Genomic DNA, 16,945 nt, shown 5'->3' on the forward strand with positions numbered 1-16,945 from the left:
ACGCCCCCTGGCGTCCGGCTCGTCCTTGCAGGCCACGCACATCGTGACGCCTCCCGAGACGTGCCCCCTCTCGGAAGGTAATGCGTGACCACAGCTGCCGCTGCACAGAACCCGTCCATGCCCGCTACCGCGGACGAAGAGCGGGTTCCCACCTTCGCCGAGCTCGGCATCCCGCCGGTGCTGGTGAACGCCCTGGAGCGCCAGGGCATCGAGGCCCCGTTCCCCATCCAGGCCGCCGCGATCCCCGACGTCATGGCGGGACGTGACGTCCTCGGACGCGGTAAGACCGGCTCCGGCAAGACCCTGGCGTTCGGCCTGCCGATGCTCAGCCGCCTGTCCGGCCGCAAGGCCGCCCCGAAGCGTCCGCTGGCGCTGATCCTCGTGCCGACCCGCGAGCTCGCCCAGCAGGTGCAGACCAACCTGGAGCCGCTCGGCCGCGGCCTCGGGCTGCGCTTCAAGACCGTCATCGGCCAGACGTCCATGTTCAAGCAGATCGACGCGCTGCGCCGCGGCGTCGAGGTCCTCGTCGCCACCCCCGGCCGGCTGAAGGACCTGATGCGGCAGAACGCCTGCGACCTGTCCGACATCGAAATCACCGTGCTGGACGAGGCCGACCACATGGCCGACATGGGCTTCCTGCCCGACGTGACCGACATCCTGGACGCGGTCAAGCCAGGCGGGCAGCGCCTGCTGTTCTCCGCGACCCTCGACAAGGACGTGGACGTCCTGGTCAAGCGGTACCTGAACGACCCGGTCACGCACGCGATCGGCCAGGTGGACGAGTCCGTCGCCACCATGGAGCACCACCTCCTCCTCGTGGCGCCGAAGGAGAAGAGCGCCATCACGGCGGAGATCGCCAACCGCGAGGGCCGGACGATCCTGTTCGCCCGCACCAAGCACGGCGTCGACCGGCTCGCCAAGCAGCTCGTCCAGGCCGGGGTCCGCGCGGCGGGCCTGCACGGCGGCAAGAGCCAGGGGCTGCGCACCCGCACGCTCGCCGAGTTCCGCGAGGGCTCCATCAGCGTGCTGGTCGCCACCGACGTCGCCGCCCGCGGCATCCACGTGGACGACGTGTCCCTGGTGATGCACGTCGACCCGCCCGCCGACCACAAGGACTACATGCACCGTGCGGGGCGCACCGCCCGCGCCGGTGAGCGCGGCACCGTCGTGACGCTCGTGCTGCCGCACCAGGTGCGCGCGACGTCGGCGATGACGCGCCGGGCCGGCATCAACGCGCCCCGCGTCCGGGTGAGCACGGGCGACGCCGAGCTGACGAAGCTGACCGGCGCCCGTCCGCCGTCCGGCATCCCGATCGAGGAGCCGATCATCCCGGAGCGTCCCCGCCGCGAGGGCGGCCGGGGCCGCCAGGGTGGCCGCCGTGGCCGCGGCCCGCGCTCCTTCGACCGCCAGGACGGCGGCCGCCGCCGCGACGGCGACGCCGGCCGGGGCGAGCACCGCACGTACTCCGGCGGCGAGCGCCGGGGCGGCGGTCCCCGCACCGGCGGCGGCTCGCACGGCGGCCGCCGCGGCGGCCCCTACAACGGCCCACGCCGCGAGAACGACCGCCGCCCGGCCCGCTCCAACTGACGAACCGGAGAAGCCCCGCCCGTCCCGGGCGGGGCTTCTTCATGCGGTGGTCAGCCGGCTTCTTCCTGGAGGGGCCGGACGCCGTCGCGGGCCGCGGACTCCGCGCGGAGCCTGTCCTGGAGGATCTGGAGACCCTCCAGGCCGTCCACGGAGAGGGCGGCGAGGTCGTCCAGGGAGATCGGAGAATCCTTGCGCAGGGGCGGCTGCCAGCCGTTCTCCTTGTCATGGCTGCGCAGGATCTTGGCCGGGACGCCGCCGATGACCGAATGGTCGGGGAACTCGCCGCGGACGACGGCGCCGCCGGCGACGGCGACGTTGCGGCCCAGCCGGGTGCCGGGAAGGATGATCGCGCCGGTGCCGATCCAGCAGCCGTCGCCGATCACGACCGGGTTGTTCTCCGGCCACTGCCGTCCGATCGGCATGTGCAGGTCGCCGTAGGTGTGGTTCTGGTCGGTGATGTAGACGTTCGGCCCGGTGAAGACGTCGTCGCCGATGTCGATGGACTGGTGGCCGACGATGTGGGTGCCGCGTCCGAGTGAGCAGCTCGCCCCGATCCGGACGATGATGTCCGGGCCCAGGTCGAGACCGGGGACGAACCCCGCGGAGATCGTGACGTGCGTGCCGACGAGGGTGTGGTCGCCGATGGAGATCCACGGTTCGCCGTAGATCGCGCCGATGGGGAAGCCGATGCAGGCGCCCTTGCCGAGATGGGCGAACTTGCGGCGGCCCGGGGTGTGCGGGGTGATCTCGCCGTGCCGCTGGATCCATTCCCAGGCGGTGTGCACGGCCGTGTGCACGCCCTGGCGCGCCCGCTGCCTCGCGCGGGCCGCCAGCGCCTGCCGGATGGAGCGTTTCGGCGACATGGCGGATACCGTACCGGGTGGTAGCCCTCCCCGTGCACGGTGGAGGGCCCGGCCGGAAACGGCCGGACCCTCCGGGGTGCCGCGTCAGCGCGGTGAGTGGACCTGCCCGTCGACATCGGCACCGGTGACCGTCATGGAGTCGGGCGAGGTGGCTTCCTCCGCATGCTCCCCCGAACCCTTGGTCAGATCGCGGATGACGCCGCGCCGTGTCGCCACCGCGCCGGCCACGCCGACCGCGGCGACCACGCCCATCATCGCCATGAGGGCGCTACGGCCGGGCCGGCCCCGCTTCGGGGGCTCCACCCGTCCGGCGACATCGCTCAGAAACGTGCTCACCCGCGGGGCGAGCCCGGTCTCCACATACCGGGCCGCCTGCCGGAGCCTCGGTGCGCTCCAGCCACGGACGATCATGACGCGCTCCTCCGCGAGGGGCGCGATCCGCTCCGCCGCGCTGGAGGCGCCCTGCCGCGCCATCCCGGCGCCCTGCCGGGCCACCTCCTGAACACGGCCGAACCGCGTGAGAATTTCATCCTGCGGCTTCCGGCGGATATTGATCATTAGGGACACGCTAACCTCCCTGTTTGCGAGGTCCTGTCATGCAGCCTTCCCAGCGGTCGGGAGGTAAACCCCGAACGCGTGACCGCGTGTTCACGCTGGGTGGTCGATTCGAGCATGGCCGAGACCGTAACGTTCAGACCTCACGCACAATCCACGTCACAAGGAGGCGGCCAGCGTGGCCAACGAGATCTTCGCGACGCTCAACACGTCCCTCGGCAAGATCGTGATCCAGCTCTACCCGGAGCAGGCGCCCGAGACGGTCGCGAACTTCGTCGGGCTGGCGGAGGGCACCCGGACCTGGACCGACCCGCGCACCGGGCAGAAGTCCGACGCGCCGCTCTACAACGGGACCGTCTTCCACCGGATCATCGACCAGTTCATGATCCAGGGCGGCGACCCGCTCGGCACCGGCACCGGCGGGCCCGGCTACCAGTTCAAGGACGAGTTCCACCCGGACCTGAAGTTCAACCGTCCCTACCTGCTGGCGATGGCGAACGCCGGGCCCGGCACCAACGGCTCCCAGTTCTTCATCACGCTGAGCGTCGGGCACACCCAGCACCTGACCGGCCGGCACACCATCTTCGGCAAGGTCATCGAGGGCACCGACGTCGTCGACCGGATCGGGAAGGTACCGACCGGGCGGATGGACCGCCCGAAGGAGGACGTCGTCCTGGAATCGGTGACAATCGAGCGTCGTTAGTCGTTTCCTACATGAGATCCCGCGACGGATGACGCCCGCACCGGTCCCACGGAGCCCCAGATGAGCACAGACCACAGTCCCGCCCCCGAGACCTCGGTGCCGACCTGCTACCGGCACCCGGGGCGCGAGACGTATGTGCGCTGCACCAGGTGCGACCGCTACATCTGCCCGGACTGCATGCGGGACGCGGCGGTGGGGCACCAGTGCGTCGAATGCGTCGCCGAGGGCAACCGGAGCGTCCGCAGGGCGGCGCCCCGGACGGTCCTCGGCGGGCGGGCGCCGGCGTCCGCGGTGCCGGTCGTCACGTACGCGCTCATCGGCGCGTGCGTGGCGGTGTACCTCGCCGAGCTGGCCTCGTGGCGCGTCGTGTGGGAGTTCATGATGCTCGGCCGGGGCGCGCTGCCCGGCGGGGAGGTCGGCGGAGTCGCCGAAGGCCAGTGGTACCGCCTGTTCACCACGATGTTCCTGCACCAGCGGGGCGGGACGTTCGGCATCACCCACATCCTGTTCAACATGTGGGCGCTGTGGGCGGTCGGCCCCGCGCTGGAGCAGGTGCTCGGGCGGTGGCGGTTCCTGGCGCTGTACCTGCTGTCGGGCCTCGGCGGCTCGGTGCTGCTGTACCTGGTCGGCTCCCCGCAGTCCGCGGCGGTCGGCGCGTCCGGCGCCATCTTCGGGCTGTTCGGGGCGTACTTCGTGATCGGCCGCAGGCTGGGCGGGTCGGTCGGGCCCATCGTGGTGCTGCTGGTGATCAACCTGGTGATCACCTTCTCGGTGCCGGGGATCTCCTGGCAGGGCCACGTCGGCGGGCTCGTGGTGGGCGCGGCGCTGGCCGCGGCGTACGCCTACGCCCCGGCCGCGCAGCGCCGGCTGTTCCACCTCGCCGCGCCGCTGCTCGTGCTGGCGCTGCTCGCCGCGCTGGTGGTGCTCAGGACGGCGGAGCTGAACCCGGCGCTTTAGCCGTGCAGGCGCGGACACCGTTCATCCGTGACGGTGTCCGCGCCCCCGAATCCCGGCCGCGCCCCTGGCCGCGATCTTGTGGAAAACCACTGTGGAAAACCTGGGAAGGCGCGGTGAAAGATCCTTAACCTGTGGATAACTTACCGTCAGCGCCAGCGCGTCGACAGGATCACGCCGAGGATGATCGCGGTGAAGCCGATCCCCAGGTTCCAGTTGTGCAGGTCGGTCATGTACGGCACGTCGGTGCCGGTACTGGCCGTCACGTAGAAGACGGCGATCCAGGCGAGGCCGACGAGCCACAGCGCGAGCATCGTGGGCACGAGCCAGCGGGGGCTGACGTCGGGCGCCTTCGACTTCTGCGGGGGCGTGTAAACGGCCTTCTTACGCACTTTCGACTTGGCCACGTGGGATCGATCTCCTCGGGCGTCCGGCGGCCGGAGCGCCGGACCGCGCATGGGTGTTTTGTCGGTTAGCGTAGTCGCTGGTGACCACTGTCTGATGAGCAATGTACGGCGTCCAGCGTGGGGAAGCATCATCCCAGCTCTCACGCTCCTCGCGGGGACCCTGTTCGCGGCGAGCGCGAGCACGGCCCGCGGCACGAGCCTGCGCGAGCAGGGCCGCACCCGGCTCACCGAGCTCATCACCGCCGAACAGCGCCACGGCCGCGAGGAGCGTGCCGAGTACCGGCGACTGCGCGACCGGGTCGACCGTATCTCTCGGGACGCCGGGCGTCACGACGCCCGCGTGAAAAGGGCGCGGGCGGAGGCCGACCGGCTCGCGGCCGGCGCCGGGTTCACCCCGTTCACCGGGCCCGCCGTCCGTGTCACGCTGGACGACGCGCCGCTGCCCAGATCGGGTGATCTGCCGCGCGGAGCCCGTCCCGACGACCTCGTCGTCCACCAGAGCGACGTCCAGGCCGTCGTCAACGCGCTCTGGGCGGGCGGCGCCCAGGCGATGCAGATCATGGACCAGCGGGTCATCTCGACCAGCGCGGTCCGCTGCGTGGGCAATACGCTGATCCTCCAGGGCGTCGTGTACTCCCCGCCGTTCCGGATCACCGCCGCCGGCGACCCGGACCGGCTGCACGCGGCGCTCCACGCGTCCCACGAGATCGCGATCTACCGCAAGTACGTCCGCGCGTACGGGCTCGGGTACGCGGTGCGGACCGTGGACCGCACCACCCTGCCGCCCTACACCGGCAACGTGACGATGAAGCACGCTACGGTGCCGGCGGAACCGCCGGAAGACGACTGACCCCCCGGGCGAAGAAGGAGGACGCGCGTGCGGACGGTGATCCGTGGCATGGGCGAGCTGTGCATCACCGCCGGACTGATCCTCATGCTGTTCGTCACGTACGAACTGTGGGGCACCGGCCGGTACACCCAGGGCCAGCAGGACCGCCTCCAGGACGAGATGCTCCACAACTGGCGCGCCGCCAAGGTCACCACCGAGAAGGTGAAGCTCGGCAAGGGGCTCGCGGTGATCCGCATCCCCCGGTTCGGCAAGGACTACCGCTTCGTCGTGATCGAGGGCGTCGACCGGGACGATCTGCGCAAGGGGCCCGGCCACTACCCGGGCACCGCGCTGCCCGGCCAGGTCGGCAACTTCGTGGTCTCCGGGCACCGGACGACCTACTCCGCCCCGTTCAACCGGCTCGGCGAACTCGACCGCGGCGACCGGATCCTCATCGACACCCGCGACGAGCAGTACGTCTACACGGTCACCGACCGCAGGATCGTCGAGCCGTCCGCGGTCGAGGTGACCGCGCCCGTCCCCTTCCACCCCAAGCGGCGGCCGACCGGGCGGCTCATCACGCTCACCACCTGCCACCCGGAGTACTCCGCCGCCGAACGGATGATCGTCTTCGGGGAACTGGCCGAGACGCTGCCCCGCGTGAACCCCGCCGCCGGAAAGTAGGAGGCCCCGTGTACATCTGGATCTGGCGCCGTCTTCCCGGCGCCTGGCCCACCAAGACCGCCACCGCGCTCGGCATCGTCATCGCGGTCGCCGCCGTCTTCTGGTATCTGGTGTTCCCCCGGATGGAGGCCAAGATCCAGTTCGACCACGGCGTCGTGCAGACCCCGGCGCCGTCCGGCTCCGCGACCCCCGGATGACCGCGATGCGCGTCCTCGTCGTCGACAACCACGACAGCTTCGTCTACAACATCGTCCAGTACCTGCTGGAACTCGGCGCCGACTGCACGGTCAAGGACCGCTCGGACGTCACCGTGCCGGACGCCGCGTCCGCCGACGGCGTCCTGCTCAGCCCGGGACCCGGCCACCCCGCCGACTCGGGGATCTGCCTGGACCTCATCGCGGACGCCGACCGCCGCGGAACGCCCCTGCTCGGCGTCTGCCTCGGCCACCAGGCGATCGCCCACCACTACGGCGCGACGGTCGCCCGCGCCCCGGAGATCGTCCACGGCTCGCCGAGTGAGATCGTCCACGACGGCGCCGGCGTCTTCCAGGGCCTCCCCAGCCCCTTCCCGGCGACCCGCTACCACTCGCTCGCCGTGGAGCCCGCGACCGTCCCACCGGACCTCGCCGTGACCGCCCGGACGCCCGACGGCGTCGTCATGGGCCTCCGGCACCGGACCCGCCCCATCGAGGGCGTCCAGTTCCACCCTGAGTCCGTCCTGTCGGCCGGAGGCCACCATCTGCTCCGAAACTGGCTTCTCACCTGCGAACTCGCCGTGTGGACAGGGCCGCCGCAAGCCATCCGCCGCAAAGTCGAAAAAAGTTCGATCGAACCCGTAACGTCCTGAGACACCGGGACGAAGACCATACTGAGGGCTTCCGCCATTGCCCCCGAGTGGCGGAAGCCCTCTTGTTTATTGCTTTGCTCTCGGCGTCAGGCGCTGGCGCGCCTTCCTTCAACGAGCAAAGCGGCGATCGCTGCATCGCTCCGACTCGCCCTGGGGGCTCGCTGCGCGATCAGGTTCTCGCTTCGCTTGAACCTGCCTTCGGACGCGATCGCAACGCGGCGGGTTGTTGCGGGGCTGGGGTTAGAGACAGCGTGCCTTTCGGTTGTCGCGTGGCTTGGAGCGGCGGCTGGGGTGGGTGCGCATGGTCGTCGGGGGGAGTGAGACGTGCTGCGGCCCCGGTCCTCTTGGAGGAGACCGGGGCCGTTTGGGTTCGGGGTCAGCCGTTGCCGTTGCCGGGGGGCCAGCCGGGGATGGTCGGGTCCTGGGGGTTGGTTGGATCGGTCGGGGTTTCCTTCGGCTTGTCGGCCACGAAGATCGTTACCGTGTCACCGGGGGCGACGGTGGCGTCCGGGCCCGGCTGCTGGTCGTAGACGAAGCCCGGCGCGACCTGCTTGTCCGGCGGCGGAGCGCCCTTTTCCACATGGCACTTCAGCCCGAGGGCCTCCAGCTTGCCGCACGCGGCCCGCTGGCTGTTGTTGAACAGGTTGGGCACCTTCAGGTTCGACGGGCCGTTGGAGATCACCACGGTCACGGTCGAGCCCTTCGGCACCTTCGAGCCGCCCGCCGGGTCCGTGCTGATCACGCTGAGCCGCGGGACGGTGTCGCTCGACTCCACCCTCCGCTCGACCTCGAACCCGCGCGCCTCCAGGATCTTCTTGGCCGTGGCGTACGGCTGGCCGGCCACGCTCGGGACCTCGACCTCCGTCGGCGGCTTCTTGCCCTTGGAGACCAGCAGCGTCACCGTCGCGCCCTTGGCCGCGTTCGTGCCCGGCTCCGGGTCGGAGCCGATCACGTAACCGCGGCGGATGTCGTCGCTGAAGTCCGTCTTCGGCTCGCCGACCTGGAAACCGAGCTTGGTCAGCTGCGCCGTCGCGTCGCTCTGCGGCACGTTGACGATGCTCTGCGGGATCGCGACCTGCTGGTCCTTCTTGTCCCCGCCGCCGCTCAGCAGCAAGCCGATCAGGGCCGCGCCGCCGATGAACAGCACGGCGAGCCCCACCCACAGCGCGGCCTTCTTGCCGCCGCTGCGTTCGGGCATGTCGTCGTCATAGCGGACGGGTGGCAGCCCGTAGCCGTCGTCCTGCGGCCGGTGCATCTGCGTGTGGGGGTAGGCGCCCATCACCTGGGTGCCCTGCGGCTGCGCGCCCATCAGCATCGTGGACGCCGCCGTCGACGCCACCGGCTGCCCTTGCAAGACGCGCTGGATCTCCTGCCGGAACTCCGTCGCGTTCTGGTAGCGGTGGTCGGCGTCCTTCGCCATCGCCTTCAGCACGATCGCGTCCGCCCACTGCGGGATCTGCGGGTCCACCTGCGACGGCGGAACCGGCTCCTCCCGGACGTGCTGGTAGGCGATCGCCACCGGGGAGTCGCCGGTGAACGGCGGCTTGCCGGTGAGCAGCTCGTACAGGACGCAGCCCGTCGAGTAGATGTCGCTGCGGGCGTCCACCCGCTCGCCGCGCGCCTGCTCCGGCGACAGGTACTGCGCGGTACCGATCACCTGGGCGGTCTGCGTCATCGTGGCCGCCGAGTCCGCCATGGCGCGGGCGATGCCGAAGTCCATGACCTTGACCTCGTGCTGCCTGGTCAGCATCACGTTGGCCGGCTTGATGTCGCGGTGCACGATCCCGCCGCGGTGGCTGTAGTCCAGCGCGCACAGGATCCCGTCGGTGATCTCCAGGGCCTTCTCGGGGAGCAGCGCGCGGTTCTCCCGCAGCAGATCGCGCAGCGTGCTCCCGTCCACGTACTCCATCACGATGTACGGGATGGAGGTGTCGCCGATCATGTCCTCGCCGGTGTCGTACACGGCGATGACCGAGGGATGGTTCAGTGACGCCGCCGACTGGGCCTCGCGCCGGAACCGGGCCTGGAACGTGGGGTCGCGGGCCAGGTCGGAGCGCAGCGTCTTGACCGCCACGACGCGATCGAGGCGCAGGTCTCGGGCACGGTAGACCTCGGCCATGCCGCCTCGCCCGATCACCGTATCGAGCTCGTAGCGGCCGCCGAGCAGCCGAGGTTGACTCATATGTGCACTTTCCCTCGTACGTCTACACCTTGTCCTCCGAACCTAGCCCCCCGCTGTCGGTCGGCGAGGGGTCCGGGTTCGGAGTTGACGGGGCAGTGGTGCTCCCCATCGGCGTGGGCTTTGGGGCGGTGGCAGTCGCCCTGGGCGATTTCGTGGATGGCTTATAAGAAGACGTCTTGGACGTTGCCCGCGTTGACGGACGGATCCTATGCGTCCGGTGCCGTGGCGTGACAGCCGGCCGCACCCGGTTCCTGGGCGGGGCGCTGGAACGGGTCGCGGGGTCGTCCGCGAAGCGGCCCCCGGCCGGGGTGGTGGCCGGGCTGGTGGGCGGATCCCGCTCGTCCTTGCCGAATCCCGCGAAGGCCAGCCCTTTCCACAGTGAGCCGATGACGATCACGCAGATCAGCACGAGGACGGCCGCCACCGACGCATACGTCAGTCTCGTGCGTCGTTGCACTGGCCCGTGGGCGAGGTTATCCGCCATCAGGCCAGCGTCAAATTCGGACAGAGCGCCCGATCGGGTAATGATGGTGTCGCTGTCGGGTGACTCGCCGGGACGGCCCACCCGGAGGGACGCGCGGATCGCCAGCGCCCGTGCCGCGACCGTCCCCGCGTTCACCGGGCGGTCCAGCGGCTCCTTGGCCAGCATTTCCATGATCAGTTCACGGGCGGCCGGAGACACCCGTGCCGGCAGCTCGGCGGGCGCGTTCCGGACGTGCTTGAGCGCCACCTCCACCGGTGTCGCCCCATCGAACGGCGGTGCGCCCGTCAGGCACTCGTAGGCCACCACGCCCAGCGAGTACAGGTCCGCCGCCGGCGACAGCTCCTTGCCCTGCGCCTGCTCCGGCGAGATGTAGTGCGCCGTCCCCATGACCATCCCGGTCTGGGTCTGCGATGCCGCCGCCAGCCGCCGGGCGATCCCGAAGTCCGTGATCTTCACCGCGCCGTCCGGGGACACCATCAGGTTCGCCGGCTTGACGTCCCGGTGCACGATCCCGGCCTCGTGCGCGACCGTCAGTGCCCGCCCCACCTGCACCATCAGGTCCAGGACGGCTTCCAGCGGCAGTCCGCCGTCGCGCGTCAGGATCTCCTCGAGCGGCTCGCCCGCCACCAGCTCCATCACCAGGAACGTCCGGCCGTCCTGCTCGCCGAAGTCGAACGCCCGCGCGATCCCCGGATGCCGCAGCTCCGCCGCGAACCGCGCCTCCGACTCGAACCGGTCCCGCGCCCGCAGGTCCGAACCGAACTCCAGCCGCAGCAGCTTCACCGCCACCTGCCGCCCGGACGCCGCGTCCGACGCGCGCCAGACCTCGCCCATCCCACCGATGGCCAGCCGCTCCAGCAGCCGGTACCGGTCGCCCAGGACGAGGCCCGTACTCACTTCTGCAGGACCTTCGCCATGATCGCCCCGGCCACGGGGCCCGCGTCGCCGGCGCCGGAGCCCGGTCCCTCGGTCATCACGGCGAACGCGTAGCGGGGGTTCTGCGCCGGGCCGAACCCGACGAACCAGCGGGCGTTGGGGTTGCCCGGGCCCTGCTCGGCGGTACCGGTCTTACCGGCGATCCGCATCCCCTGCAGGTTCTTCGCGGTGCCCTCGGTGACCACCGCGCGCATCATGTCCTCCAGCTGCGACGCCTGGTCACCGGTGATCGGCTCCCCGAACTCCTTCGGGGAGACGCTGTACAGCTCGCTCTGGTCCTTGGCCCGGACCTTCTGCACCAGATACGGGTTCATGATCTTGCCGCCGTTGGCGACCGCGGACGCGACCATCGCCATCTGCAGCGGCGTCGCCCGCACGTTCTCCTGACCGATGCCGGACCGGGCCGTGCCGTCCCTGCCGGTCGGGGTGCTCTTGCCGTTGGCGTCGGTGTAGGCCACCGGGACGTCGCTCTCGGCCGTGAACAAGTCCGGCTCCAGCTTCACGTGCTGCCCGAACCCGAACTTCCCGGCCCCGTCGTGCAGCTCCTGGATGCCCATGTCCAGCGCCATCTTCGCGAACGTGGTGTTGCAGGACTCGGCGAACGCGCCGCGCAGCGAAGCCGCCCCGCCGCAGCTGCCGCTGTCGTGCGAGTTCGGCAGCGGACGCCCCGACTCCGGCAGGATCAGCTGCCCGGTGTTCACGGTCGTCGAACTGCTGGCACCGAGCTTCTGCATCGCCAGCGCCGACGTCACCGTCTTGAACGACGAACCCGGCGGGAACGTCTGGCTCAGCGCGTTGTCGACCAGCGGCTTGATGACGCCCTCGCCGTCGTCCAGCTGCTCCAGCCGCTTCGCGCCCTTCTCCCCGGTCTGCGGCGCCACCTCGTTCGGGTCGAACGACGGCCACGACGCCGCCACCTTCACCGCGCCCGTCTTCACGTCGATGACCACGGCACCGCCGCGGCGGCCCGGCGACGTCCTCGCCTTCAACTGCGCGTACGCGGTGCGCTGTGCGTCCGGGTCGATCGTCAGCTCGACGTTCGCGCCGTCCGCCTTCTTGCCGATGAACGTGTCGAACCAGCGCTGCTGCGTGATGCGCTTGTCCTTGCCGCCCAGCAGCGAGTTGTAGGCGCGCTCGATCCCGGTGGCGTTCCCGTTGAAGTAGCCCGTGATCGGAGCGAAGATCGGCCCGTCCTTGTAGGTCCGGCCGTACCTGGAGTCGTCCGCCTTGCTCTTCTGGGACGTCACCAGGACCTCGCCGCCGGCGGAGATCTGCCCCCGCGGCTGGTTGAAGATGTCCGCGTACTGCCGGGAGTTGCGCTTGTCGGTCCGCAGGCTCTCCGCCTGGCTGCCCTGGACGTAGTTGACCTGTGCCATCAGCCCGAAGAACAGCAGCAGCGCGAAGATCGCCACCCGCCGAACCGGCTTGTCCATGTTCATAGGGGGGAACTCACCTCGTGCTCACGATCTGGGTCATGCCCTCGTCCTGGATCGCCTGCGGGGCCGGCTTGCGCGCGTCATGGCTCATCCGCACCAGAATCGCGATCAGGATCCAGTTGGCCATCAGCGACGAACCGCCCTGCGACAGGAACGGCGTGGTCAGACCGGTGAGCGGAATGAGCCGGGTGACGCCGCCGACGATCACGAAGACCTGGAGCGCCAGCACGAACGACACACCGCCCGCGAACAGCTTCAGGAACGGGTCGCGGGCCGCGACCGCGGTCTTCATCCCGCGTTGCACGATCAACGCGTAGATCAGCAGGATCACCATCAGCCCGGTCAGCCCGAGCTCCTCGCCCAGCGAGTCGAAGATGAAGTCGCTGAACGACAGCGGCGTCCGCCACGGCTCGCCCTGGCCGAGGCCGGTGCCGAGCACACCGCCCTGGCCGAGCGCGAACAGCCCCTTCATCAGCTGCGCGCTGTCGGAGTACTCGCCGCCCAGCGCCTGGCAGGCGGTGTACCCGGGCGAGATCACGTCCGGCTTCTTGTACTTCTTGTAGATGTCGGTGTCGGGGTTGACGGGGACGACCTCGCCGCTCTTCAGCAGGCAGCCGCCGTCGAAGTACGGCTTCGGGTTCTGCCAGATGTCGATGCGCTGGTTCACGTGGCCCATGAACGGCAGCAGCGTCGCGATGAACACGCCCACCGCCAGCAGCCCCACACCGATCAGCACCCACGAGACGCGCTGCGTCGCGATGTACAGCATCGACACGAACAGGCCGAAGAACAGCAGCGCGGTACCGAGGTCCTTCTGCAGGAACAGCACGCCCAGGCAGAAGAACCAGATCACCATGATCGGGCCGAGGTCGCGGCCACGCGGCAGGCTGATCGGGCCGACCTTCTTGCCGATCAGCGACATCGCCTGCCGCTTGTTCACCAGATAGCCGGCGAAGAACACGACCAGCAGCAGCTTCGCGAACTCGCCCGGCTGCACCGAGAACCCGCCGACGTTAATCCACACCCGGGCGCCGTTGATCTCCGCGCCGATGCCCGGAACGATCGGGAGCACCAGCAGGACGACCGCGCTGAGGCCGATCAGGTACGTGTACCGCTGCGCCGTCTTCGGGGTGAACGACAGCGGCGCGTCCGGCTTGTCGGTGTCCCGCATGATCAGCACGGCGCCGACGAACAGCGTGATGCCGACGAACGTCCATATCAGCTGGCCCGGCGCGTCCGCGGCGTCCTCGAGCAGCTTCTTGCCCGCCGCCGCGGTGGCCTTGCGGTCGGCGCTCGTGTCGAGGTCCAGCCGGTAGATTATCGCGAGGCCGAGGCCGTTCAGCGCCACCGCCAGCGGCAGCAGCAGCGGATCGGCGTACGGGGTGAACTTCGTCTGGACGAAGTAGGCGATGAACGCCAGCACCACCAGGCCGCCACCGTAGATGAACAACCCACCGGGGATGTTGCCGTCACGGGCCAGCCCGACCTCCGCGAACGCCGACAGGGTCAGCACCATCGCGAAGACCAGCAGTGCCAGTGAGGCCGCGTTGCGCCGCTGGTACGGCAGGTGCGCCCGGATCTGCTCCCCGAACGACTGCATCTACGAACTCCCCGCGTTGGAGGGACAGTCCGGGATGCCGGAGTTACGGCTCTTGCACTGCTCGCGCCGGGTCTTCAGCTCCTGGAGCCGGCCGGTCGCCGCGTCCCGTCCGATGGCCGTCAACTCACCTTTCTTGATCTTCGTCGCATCCGAGGTGGGCAGCTCGGCGACCGGGACATCGCTGGTCTGGATGCCGGTCTCCCGGCAGCTCTGCTGGCTGCGGCCCCGCACGATCCCGACCTTGCCCGACTGGTCGACGAGGGAGTACCGGCAGACGCGGTTCACCAGGTCGTCCCATGCGCCCGGACCGCTCACCGTGTAGGTGTCCTTGACCTGCTGCTGCAAGTCCTTCGGCAGGTCCTCGACCTTGAGCGGCTGGAGGTTCTTGGCATCGGCCTTACGGGACAGGTTCAGGAGCGGCACCTGCTGCGGCGTCCCCCGGTACAGGACGACGTCCCCCTTCTCCGCGCCGATGTAGTAGCCGTTCCGGACGTTCTGCACCAGCACGAAACCGCCCGCCACGACACCGACGACGACCACCCCGGCGACGACGATCAGCCACGTCCAGCGGCGGCCGCCGCGCCTCGGCCGCGCCATCGGCGCCTGCTGGACCGTGCCCGGCGCCGGCGGGCCGCCCCTCGGGTCCGCCATCGGCGCGGGCGCCGGCGGGGGCGGCATCTCGTCCACCGCGACCGGCGGCTGCGGACGCGTGTCCCGCAACTGCGCCGCCCGCCCGGCCGGGGTGTCGGCCACCGTCGTGTTCGCGCCCGGCCCGCCGCCCGGCGGTTCCGGCGGCGCCGCGTTCGCCGCCGCGCCCACCGCGTGGCCCGGACCGCCCGTCGGCGGCTGCCGCTCCAGATCCACCACGTCCGCGATCACGCAGGTGATGTTGTCCGGGCCGCCGCCCCGGTTCGCCAGGTCGATCAGCTGCCGGACGGCCTGCTCCGGATCGTCCACGTCCGTCAGCACCTGGAAGATCGTCTCCGCCGTGACGACCCCCGACAGGCCGTCCGAGCACAGCAGATACCGGTCGCCGACCTTCGCCTCCCGCAGCGACAGGTCCGGATCGACCTCGCCCCGGCCGTCCAGCGCCCGCAGCAGCAGCGAACGCTGCGGATGCGACGCCGCCTCGTCCGGGCTGATGCGGCCCTCGTCCACCAGCGACTGGACGAGCGTGTGGTCGTGCGTGATCTGGAACAGGCTGCCGTCACGCAGCAGATAGGCGCGGGAGTCCCCGATGTGGACCAGCGCGACCTGGTTGCCCGCCCACAGCATCGCCGTCAGCGTCGTCCCCATGCCCTGCAGGGCCGGATCCGACTCCACGATGCGGTGCAGGTTGTCGTTCGCCGCCTTGACCGTGTGCTCCAGGGCGGCCAGCAGTTCCGTCGCGGGCAGGTCCTTGTCGAGCGCCCGCAGCGCCTCGATCGCCGCGGCGCTCGCGATCTCACCGCCGACGTGCCCGCCCATGCCATCGGCCACCGCGAGCAGGTGCGCGCCCGCGTACGCCGAGTCCTCGTTGCCCTCGCGCAGCATGCCGACATCGGAGCGCGCGGCGTAGCGGATTCCCAGAGTCATTTGCGCAGCTCGATCACGGTCTTGCCGATACGGACCGGAACACCCGGCGGGACCGGCATCGGCCGGCTCACCTTCGTGCGTCCGAGATACGTCCCATTGGTCGAGCCGAGATCTTCCACGATCCACTGACCGTCCTGCGCGAAAATTCGGGCATGCCGGCTCGAAGCGTAGTCGTCGGTCACGACCAGTGTGGCGTCATTCGCCCGGCCGATGGTGATGGGCACCCCGGTGAGGTCTATGACGGTGCCGGCCCGTTCGCCCTGGACGACCACCAGCTTCGTCGGGGCGCCGTGCTGGGCGCTGCGCTGCGGTCGCGGCGGCTTCGGCTGCCGGGACGCCTTGGGGGGTCGGGGTTGGGACGGGCGCGCGGCCGCCTTCGTCGCGGCCTTCGAGCCGAACAGGTCGGCCCTGATCACACCGACGGCCGCGATGACGAACAGCCACAGCACCGCGAGGAACGCCAGCTTGATCAGCGTGAGGGTGAATGGGGACATCGGAGTCGGGGTTACTCCCTATCGCGGCGGAACACAAGGGTTGTCCGGCCCATCGTGACCCGGGAGCCGTCCACCAGCGTGACCCGCCGGATAGGCTGCCCGTTCACGAACGAGCCGTTGGTCGACCCTAGATCCACGAGAGCGATTTCGGGACCTTCTACGCGGATCTCGGCATGGTGCCGGGACACGCCCGGATCGACGAGGCGCAGGTCGCAGTCCGTGCCGCGACCCAGCAGAGTCACAGGGGTATTGATCTCGTAGGTGCGCTGAGTCGTGTCCGAGCCCTCCACGGCCGTCGTCACCAGCAGCCGCGGATGCCCCCCGAAGACACTGCCCCGGCCGCCCTGCGGAACGTCGCTCACCGGCCGGCGGATCTCCCCGCCCTCCACCGTCGAGCCCCGGATCACCCCCGACCGGATGCGGAACATGCCCGTGGCGAGATCCCCCGCGTTCTCGAACCGGACACGCACCGGCCCCACGAAGGAGTACCCCTGCTCCTTCGCGTACTCGCGCGCCAGATTCGCCAGCTCCTGGCTCAGGCTGTCGGCGTACACCTGAAGCCGCTGCCCGTCCTGCTGAGAGATCTCCACGACGAAGTCGTTCGGAACAAGCGTGCGGCCCTGCGCCACGATCGCCGCTCTATCGTCCATCTCGCGCTGCACAGCACTGGCCACCTCGACCGGCTGCAGCTCCGACTTGAAGGCACGGGCGAAGGCACCTTCGACCATGCCCTCAAGCCGTCGCTCGAAGCGCTGAATGACGCCCACGGGCACCTCCCTTCCCCACTGGTAGACGATCGTATCGGTGTG

At 70.1% G+C, this 16,945-nt stretch carries 17 protein-coding genes; 7 read left to right on the top strand and 10 right to left on the bottom strand.

The features are described from left to right. Nucleotides 1-117 precede the first annotated feature (117 nt). The gene (locus tag ACQP1N_RS00165; protein ID WP_433228451.1) at nucleotides 118-1,587 is read left to right on the top strand and encodes a DEAD/DEAH box helicase; all 1,470 of its coding nucleotides are present in this window, start codon (nucleotides 118-120) and stop codon (nucleotides 1,585-1,587) included. A gap of 50 nt (nucleotides 1,588-1,637) precedes the next feature. On the opposite strand, the gene ACQP1N_RS00170 is transcribed toward ACQP1N_RS00165, so the two are convergent. Both ACQP1N_RS00170 and ACQP1N_RS00175 read right to left on the bottom strand, forming a co-directional pair. Beyond that, complete coding sequence (locus tag ACQP1N_RS00170) at nucleotides 1,638-2,450, bottom strand: acyltransferase (protein WP_067807711.1); 813 nt, start codon at nucleotides 2,448-2,450, stop codon at nucleotides 1,638-1,640. A gap of 84 nt (nucleotides 2,451-2,534) precedes the next feature. Beyond that, the gene (locus tag ACQP1N_RS00175; protein ID WP_067807709.1) at nucleotides 2,535-3,008 is read right to left on the bottom strand and encodes a hypothetical protein; all 474 of its coding nucleotides are present in this window, start codon (nucleotides 3,006-3,008) and stop codon (nucleotides 2,535-2,537) included. 175 nt (nucleotides 3,009-3,183) lie between these two features. Here ACQP1N_RS00175 and ACQP1N_RS00180 point away from each other — a divergent pair, with 175 nt between their 5' ends. Beyond that, nucleotides 3,184-3,708 (top strand): peptidylprolyl isomerase, encoded by a 525-nt coding sequence (locus ACQP1N_RS00180; RefSeq protein ID WP_067807706.1) that lies wholly within the window; start codon nucleotides 3,184-3,186, stop codon nucleotides 3,706-3,708. A 60-nt stretch (nucleotides 3,709-3,768) separates the two neighbouring features. Continuing rightward, complete coding sequence (locus ACQP1N_RS00185) at nucleotides 3,769-4,665, top strand: rhomboid family intramembrane serine protease (protein WP_433228453.1); 897 nt, start codon at nucleotides 3,769-3,771, stop codon at nucleotides 4,663-4,665. 146 nt (nucleotides 4,666-4,811) lie between these two features. Here the strand turns inward: ACQP1N_RS00185 and ACQP1N_RS00190 are convergent, their stop codons facing one another. After that, nucleotides 4,812-5,120 (bottom strand): cell division protein CrgA, encoded by a 309-nt coding sequence (locus ACQP1N_RS00190; RefSeq protein WP_084263510.1) that lies wholly within the window; start codon nucleotides 5,118-5,120, stop codon nucleotides 4,812-4,814. Nucleotides 5,121-5,163: 43 nt separating this feature from the next. Between ACQP1N_RS00190 and ACQP1N_RS00195 the strand changes: the two genes are divergently transcribed. Genes ACQP1N_RS00195 through ACQP1N_RS00210 form a run of 4 tightly spaced genes read left to right on the top strand, consistent with a single transcriptional unit; the run spans nucleotide 5,164 to nucleotide 7,429 of the window. Next, nucleotides 5,164-5,919 carry a DUF881 domain-containing protein gene (locus tag ACQP1N_RS00195; RefSeq protein ID WP_433228455.1) on the top strand — a complete coding sequence of 252 codons (756 nt, stop codon included), beginning with the start codon at nucleotides 5,164-5,166 and terminating at the stop codon, nucleotides 5,917-5,919. A gap of 27 nt (nucleotides 5,920-5,946) precedes the next feature. Beyond that, the gene (locus ACQP1N_RS00200; RefSeq protein ID WP_242609051.1) at nucleotides 5,947-6,582 is read left to right on the top strand and encodes a class E sortase; all 636 of its coding nucleotides are present in this window, start codon (nucleotides 5,947-5,949) and stop codon (nucleotides 6,580-6,582) included. An 8-nt stretch (nucleotides 6,583-6,590) separates the two neighbouring features. After that, a complete protein-coding gene (locus ACQP1N_RS00205) occupies nucleotides 6,591-6,779 on the top strand; it encodes a hypothetical protein (protein WP_067807697.1) in 189 nt (62 codons plus the stop codon). Then, the gene (locus ACQP1N_RS00210) at nucleotides 6,776-7,429 is read left to right on the top strand and encodes an anthranilate synthase component II (protein ID WP_084263509.1); all 654 of its coding nucleotides are present in this window, start codon (nucleotides 6,776-6,778) and stop codon (nucleotides 7,427-7,429) included. The genes ACQP1N_RS00205 and ACQP1N_RS00210 overlap by 4 nt, the downstream gene beginning before the upstream one ends. A 376-nt stretch (nucleotides 7,430-7,805) precedes the next feature. On the opposite strand, the gene pknB is transcribed toward ACQP1N_RS00210, so the two are convergent. The 7 genes from pknB to ACQP1N_RS00245 are packed head-to-tail and all read right to left on the bottom strand — an operon-like array spanning nucleotide 7,806 to nucleotide 16,903. Continuing rightward, nucleotides 7,806-9,611: a Stk1 family PASTA domain-containing Ser/Thr kinase gene (pknB, locus tag ACQP1N_RS00215; RefSeq protein WP_433228458.1), complete on the bottom strand. Its 1,806-nt coding sequence runs from the start codon at nucleotides 9,609-9,611 to the stop codon at nucleotides 7,806-7,808. Between the two features lie 22 nt (nucleotides 9,612-9,633). Then, nucleotides 9,634-10,992, bottom strand: coding sequence for a serine/threonine-protein kinase (locus tag ACQP1N_RS00220; protein WP_067799466.1), 1,359 nt, complete (start codon nucleotides 10,990-10,992; stop codon nucleotides 9,634-9,636). Beyond that, nucleotides 10,989-12,464 carry a peptidoglycan D,D-transpeptidase FtsI family protein gene (locus ACQP1N_RS00225; protein WP_242609052.1) on the bottom strand — a complete coding sequence of 492 codons (1,476 nt, stop codon included), beginning with the start codon at nucleotides 12,462-12,464 and terminating at the stop codon, nucleotides 10,989-10,991. The genes ACQP1N_RS00220 and ACQP1N_RS00225 overlap by 4 nt, the downstream gene beginning before the upstream one ends. Before the next feature lie 16 nt (nucleotides 12,465-12,480). Continuing rightward, nucleotides 12,481-14,067 carry an FtsW/RodA/SpoVE family cell cycle protein gene (locus ACQP1N_RS00230; RefSeq protein WP_067799484.1) on the bottom strand — a complete coding sequence of 529 codons (1,587 nt, stop codon included), beginning with the start codon at nucleotides 14,065-14,067 and terminating at the stop codon, nucleotides 12,481-12,483. After that, nucleotides 14,068-15,642 carry a Stp1/IreP family PP2C-type Ser/Thr phosphatase gene (locus ACQP1N_RS00235; protein ID WP_067799487.1) on the bottom strand — a complete coding sequence of 525 codons (1,575 nt, stop codon included), beginning with the start codon at nucleotides 15,640-15,642 and terminating at the stop codon, nucleotides 14,068-14,070. It lies immediately after the preceding gene. Then, nucleotides 15,639-16,136 (bottom strand): FHA domain-containing protein FhaB/FipA, encoded by a 498-nt coding sequence (locus tag ACQP1N_RS00240; RefSeq protein WP_067799490.1) that lies wholly within the window; start codon nucleotides 16,134-16,136, stop codon nucleotides 15,639-15,641. Before ACQP1N_RS00240 ends, ACQP1N_RS00235 begins: the two co-directional genes overlap by 4 nt. Before the next feature lie 11 nt (nucleotides 16,137-16,147). Then, nucleotides 16,148-16,903 carry an FhaA domain-containing protein gene (locus ACQP1N_RS00245; protein WP_067799493.1) on the bottom strand — a complete coding sequence of 252 codons (756 nt, stop codon included), beginning with the start codon at nucleotides 16,901-16,903 and terminating at the stop codon, nucleotides 16,148-16,150. Between the last annotated feature and the right edge of the window lie 42 nt (nucleotides 16,904-16,945).

It is taken from the genome of Actinomadura formosensis, from assembly GCF_050948385.1.
GTDB classification, from domain to species: Bacteria; Actinomycetota; Actinomycetes; order Streptosporangiales; family Streptosporangiaceae; genus Spirillospora; species Spirillospora formosensis.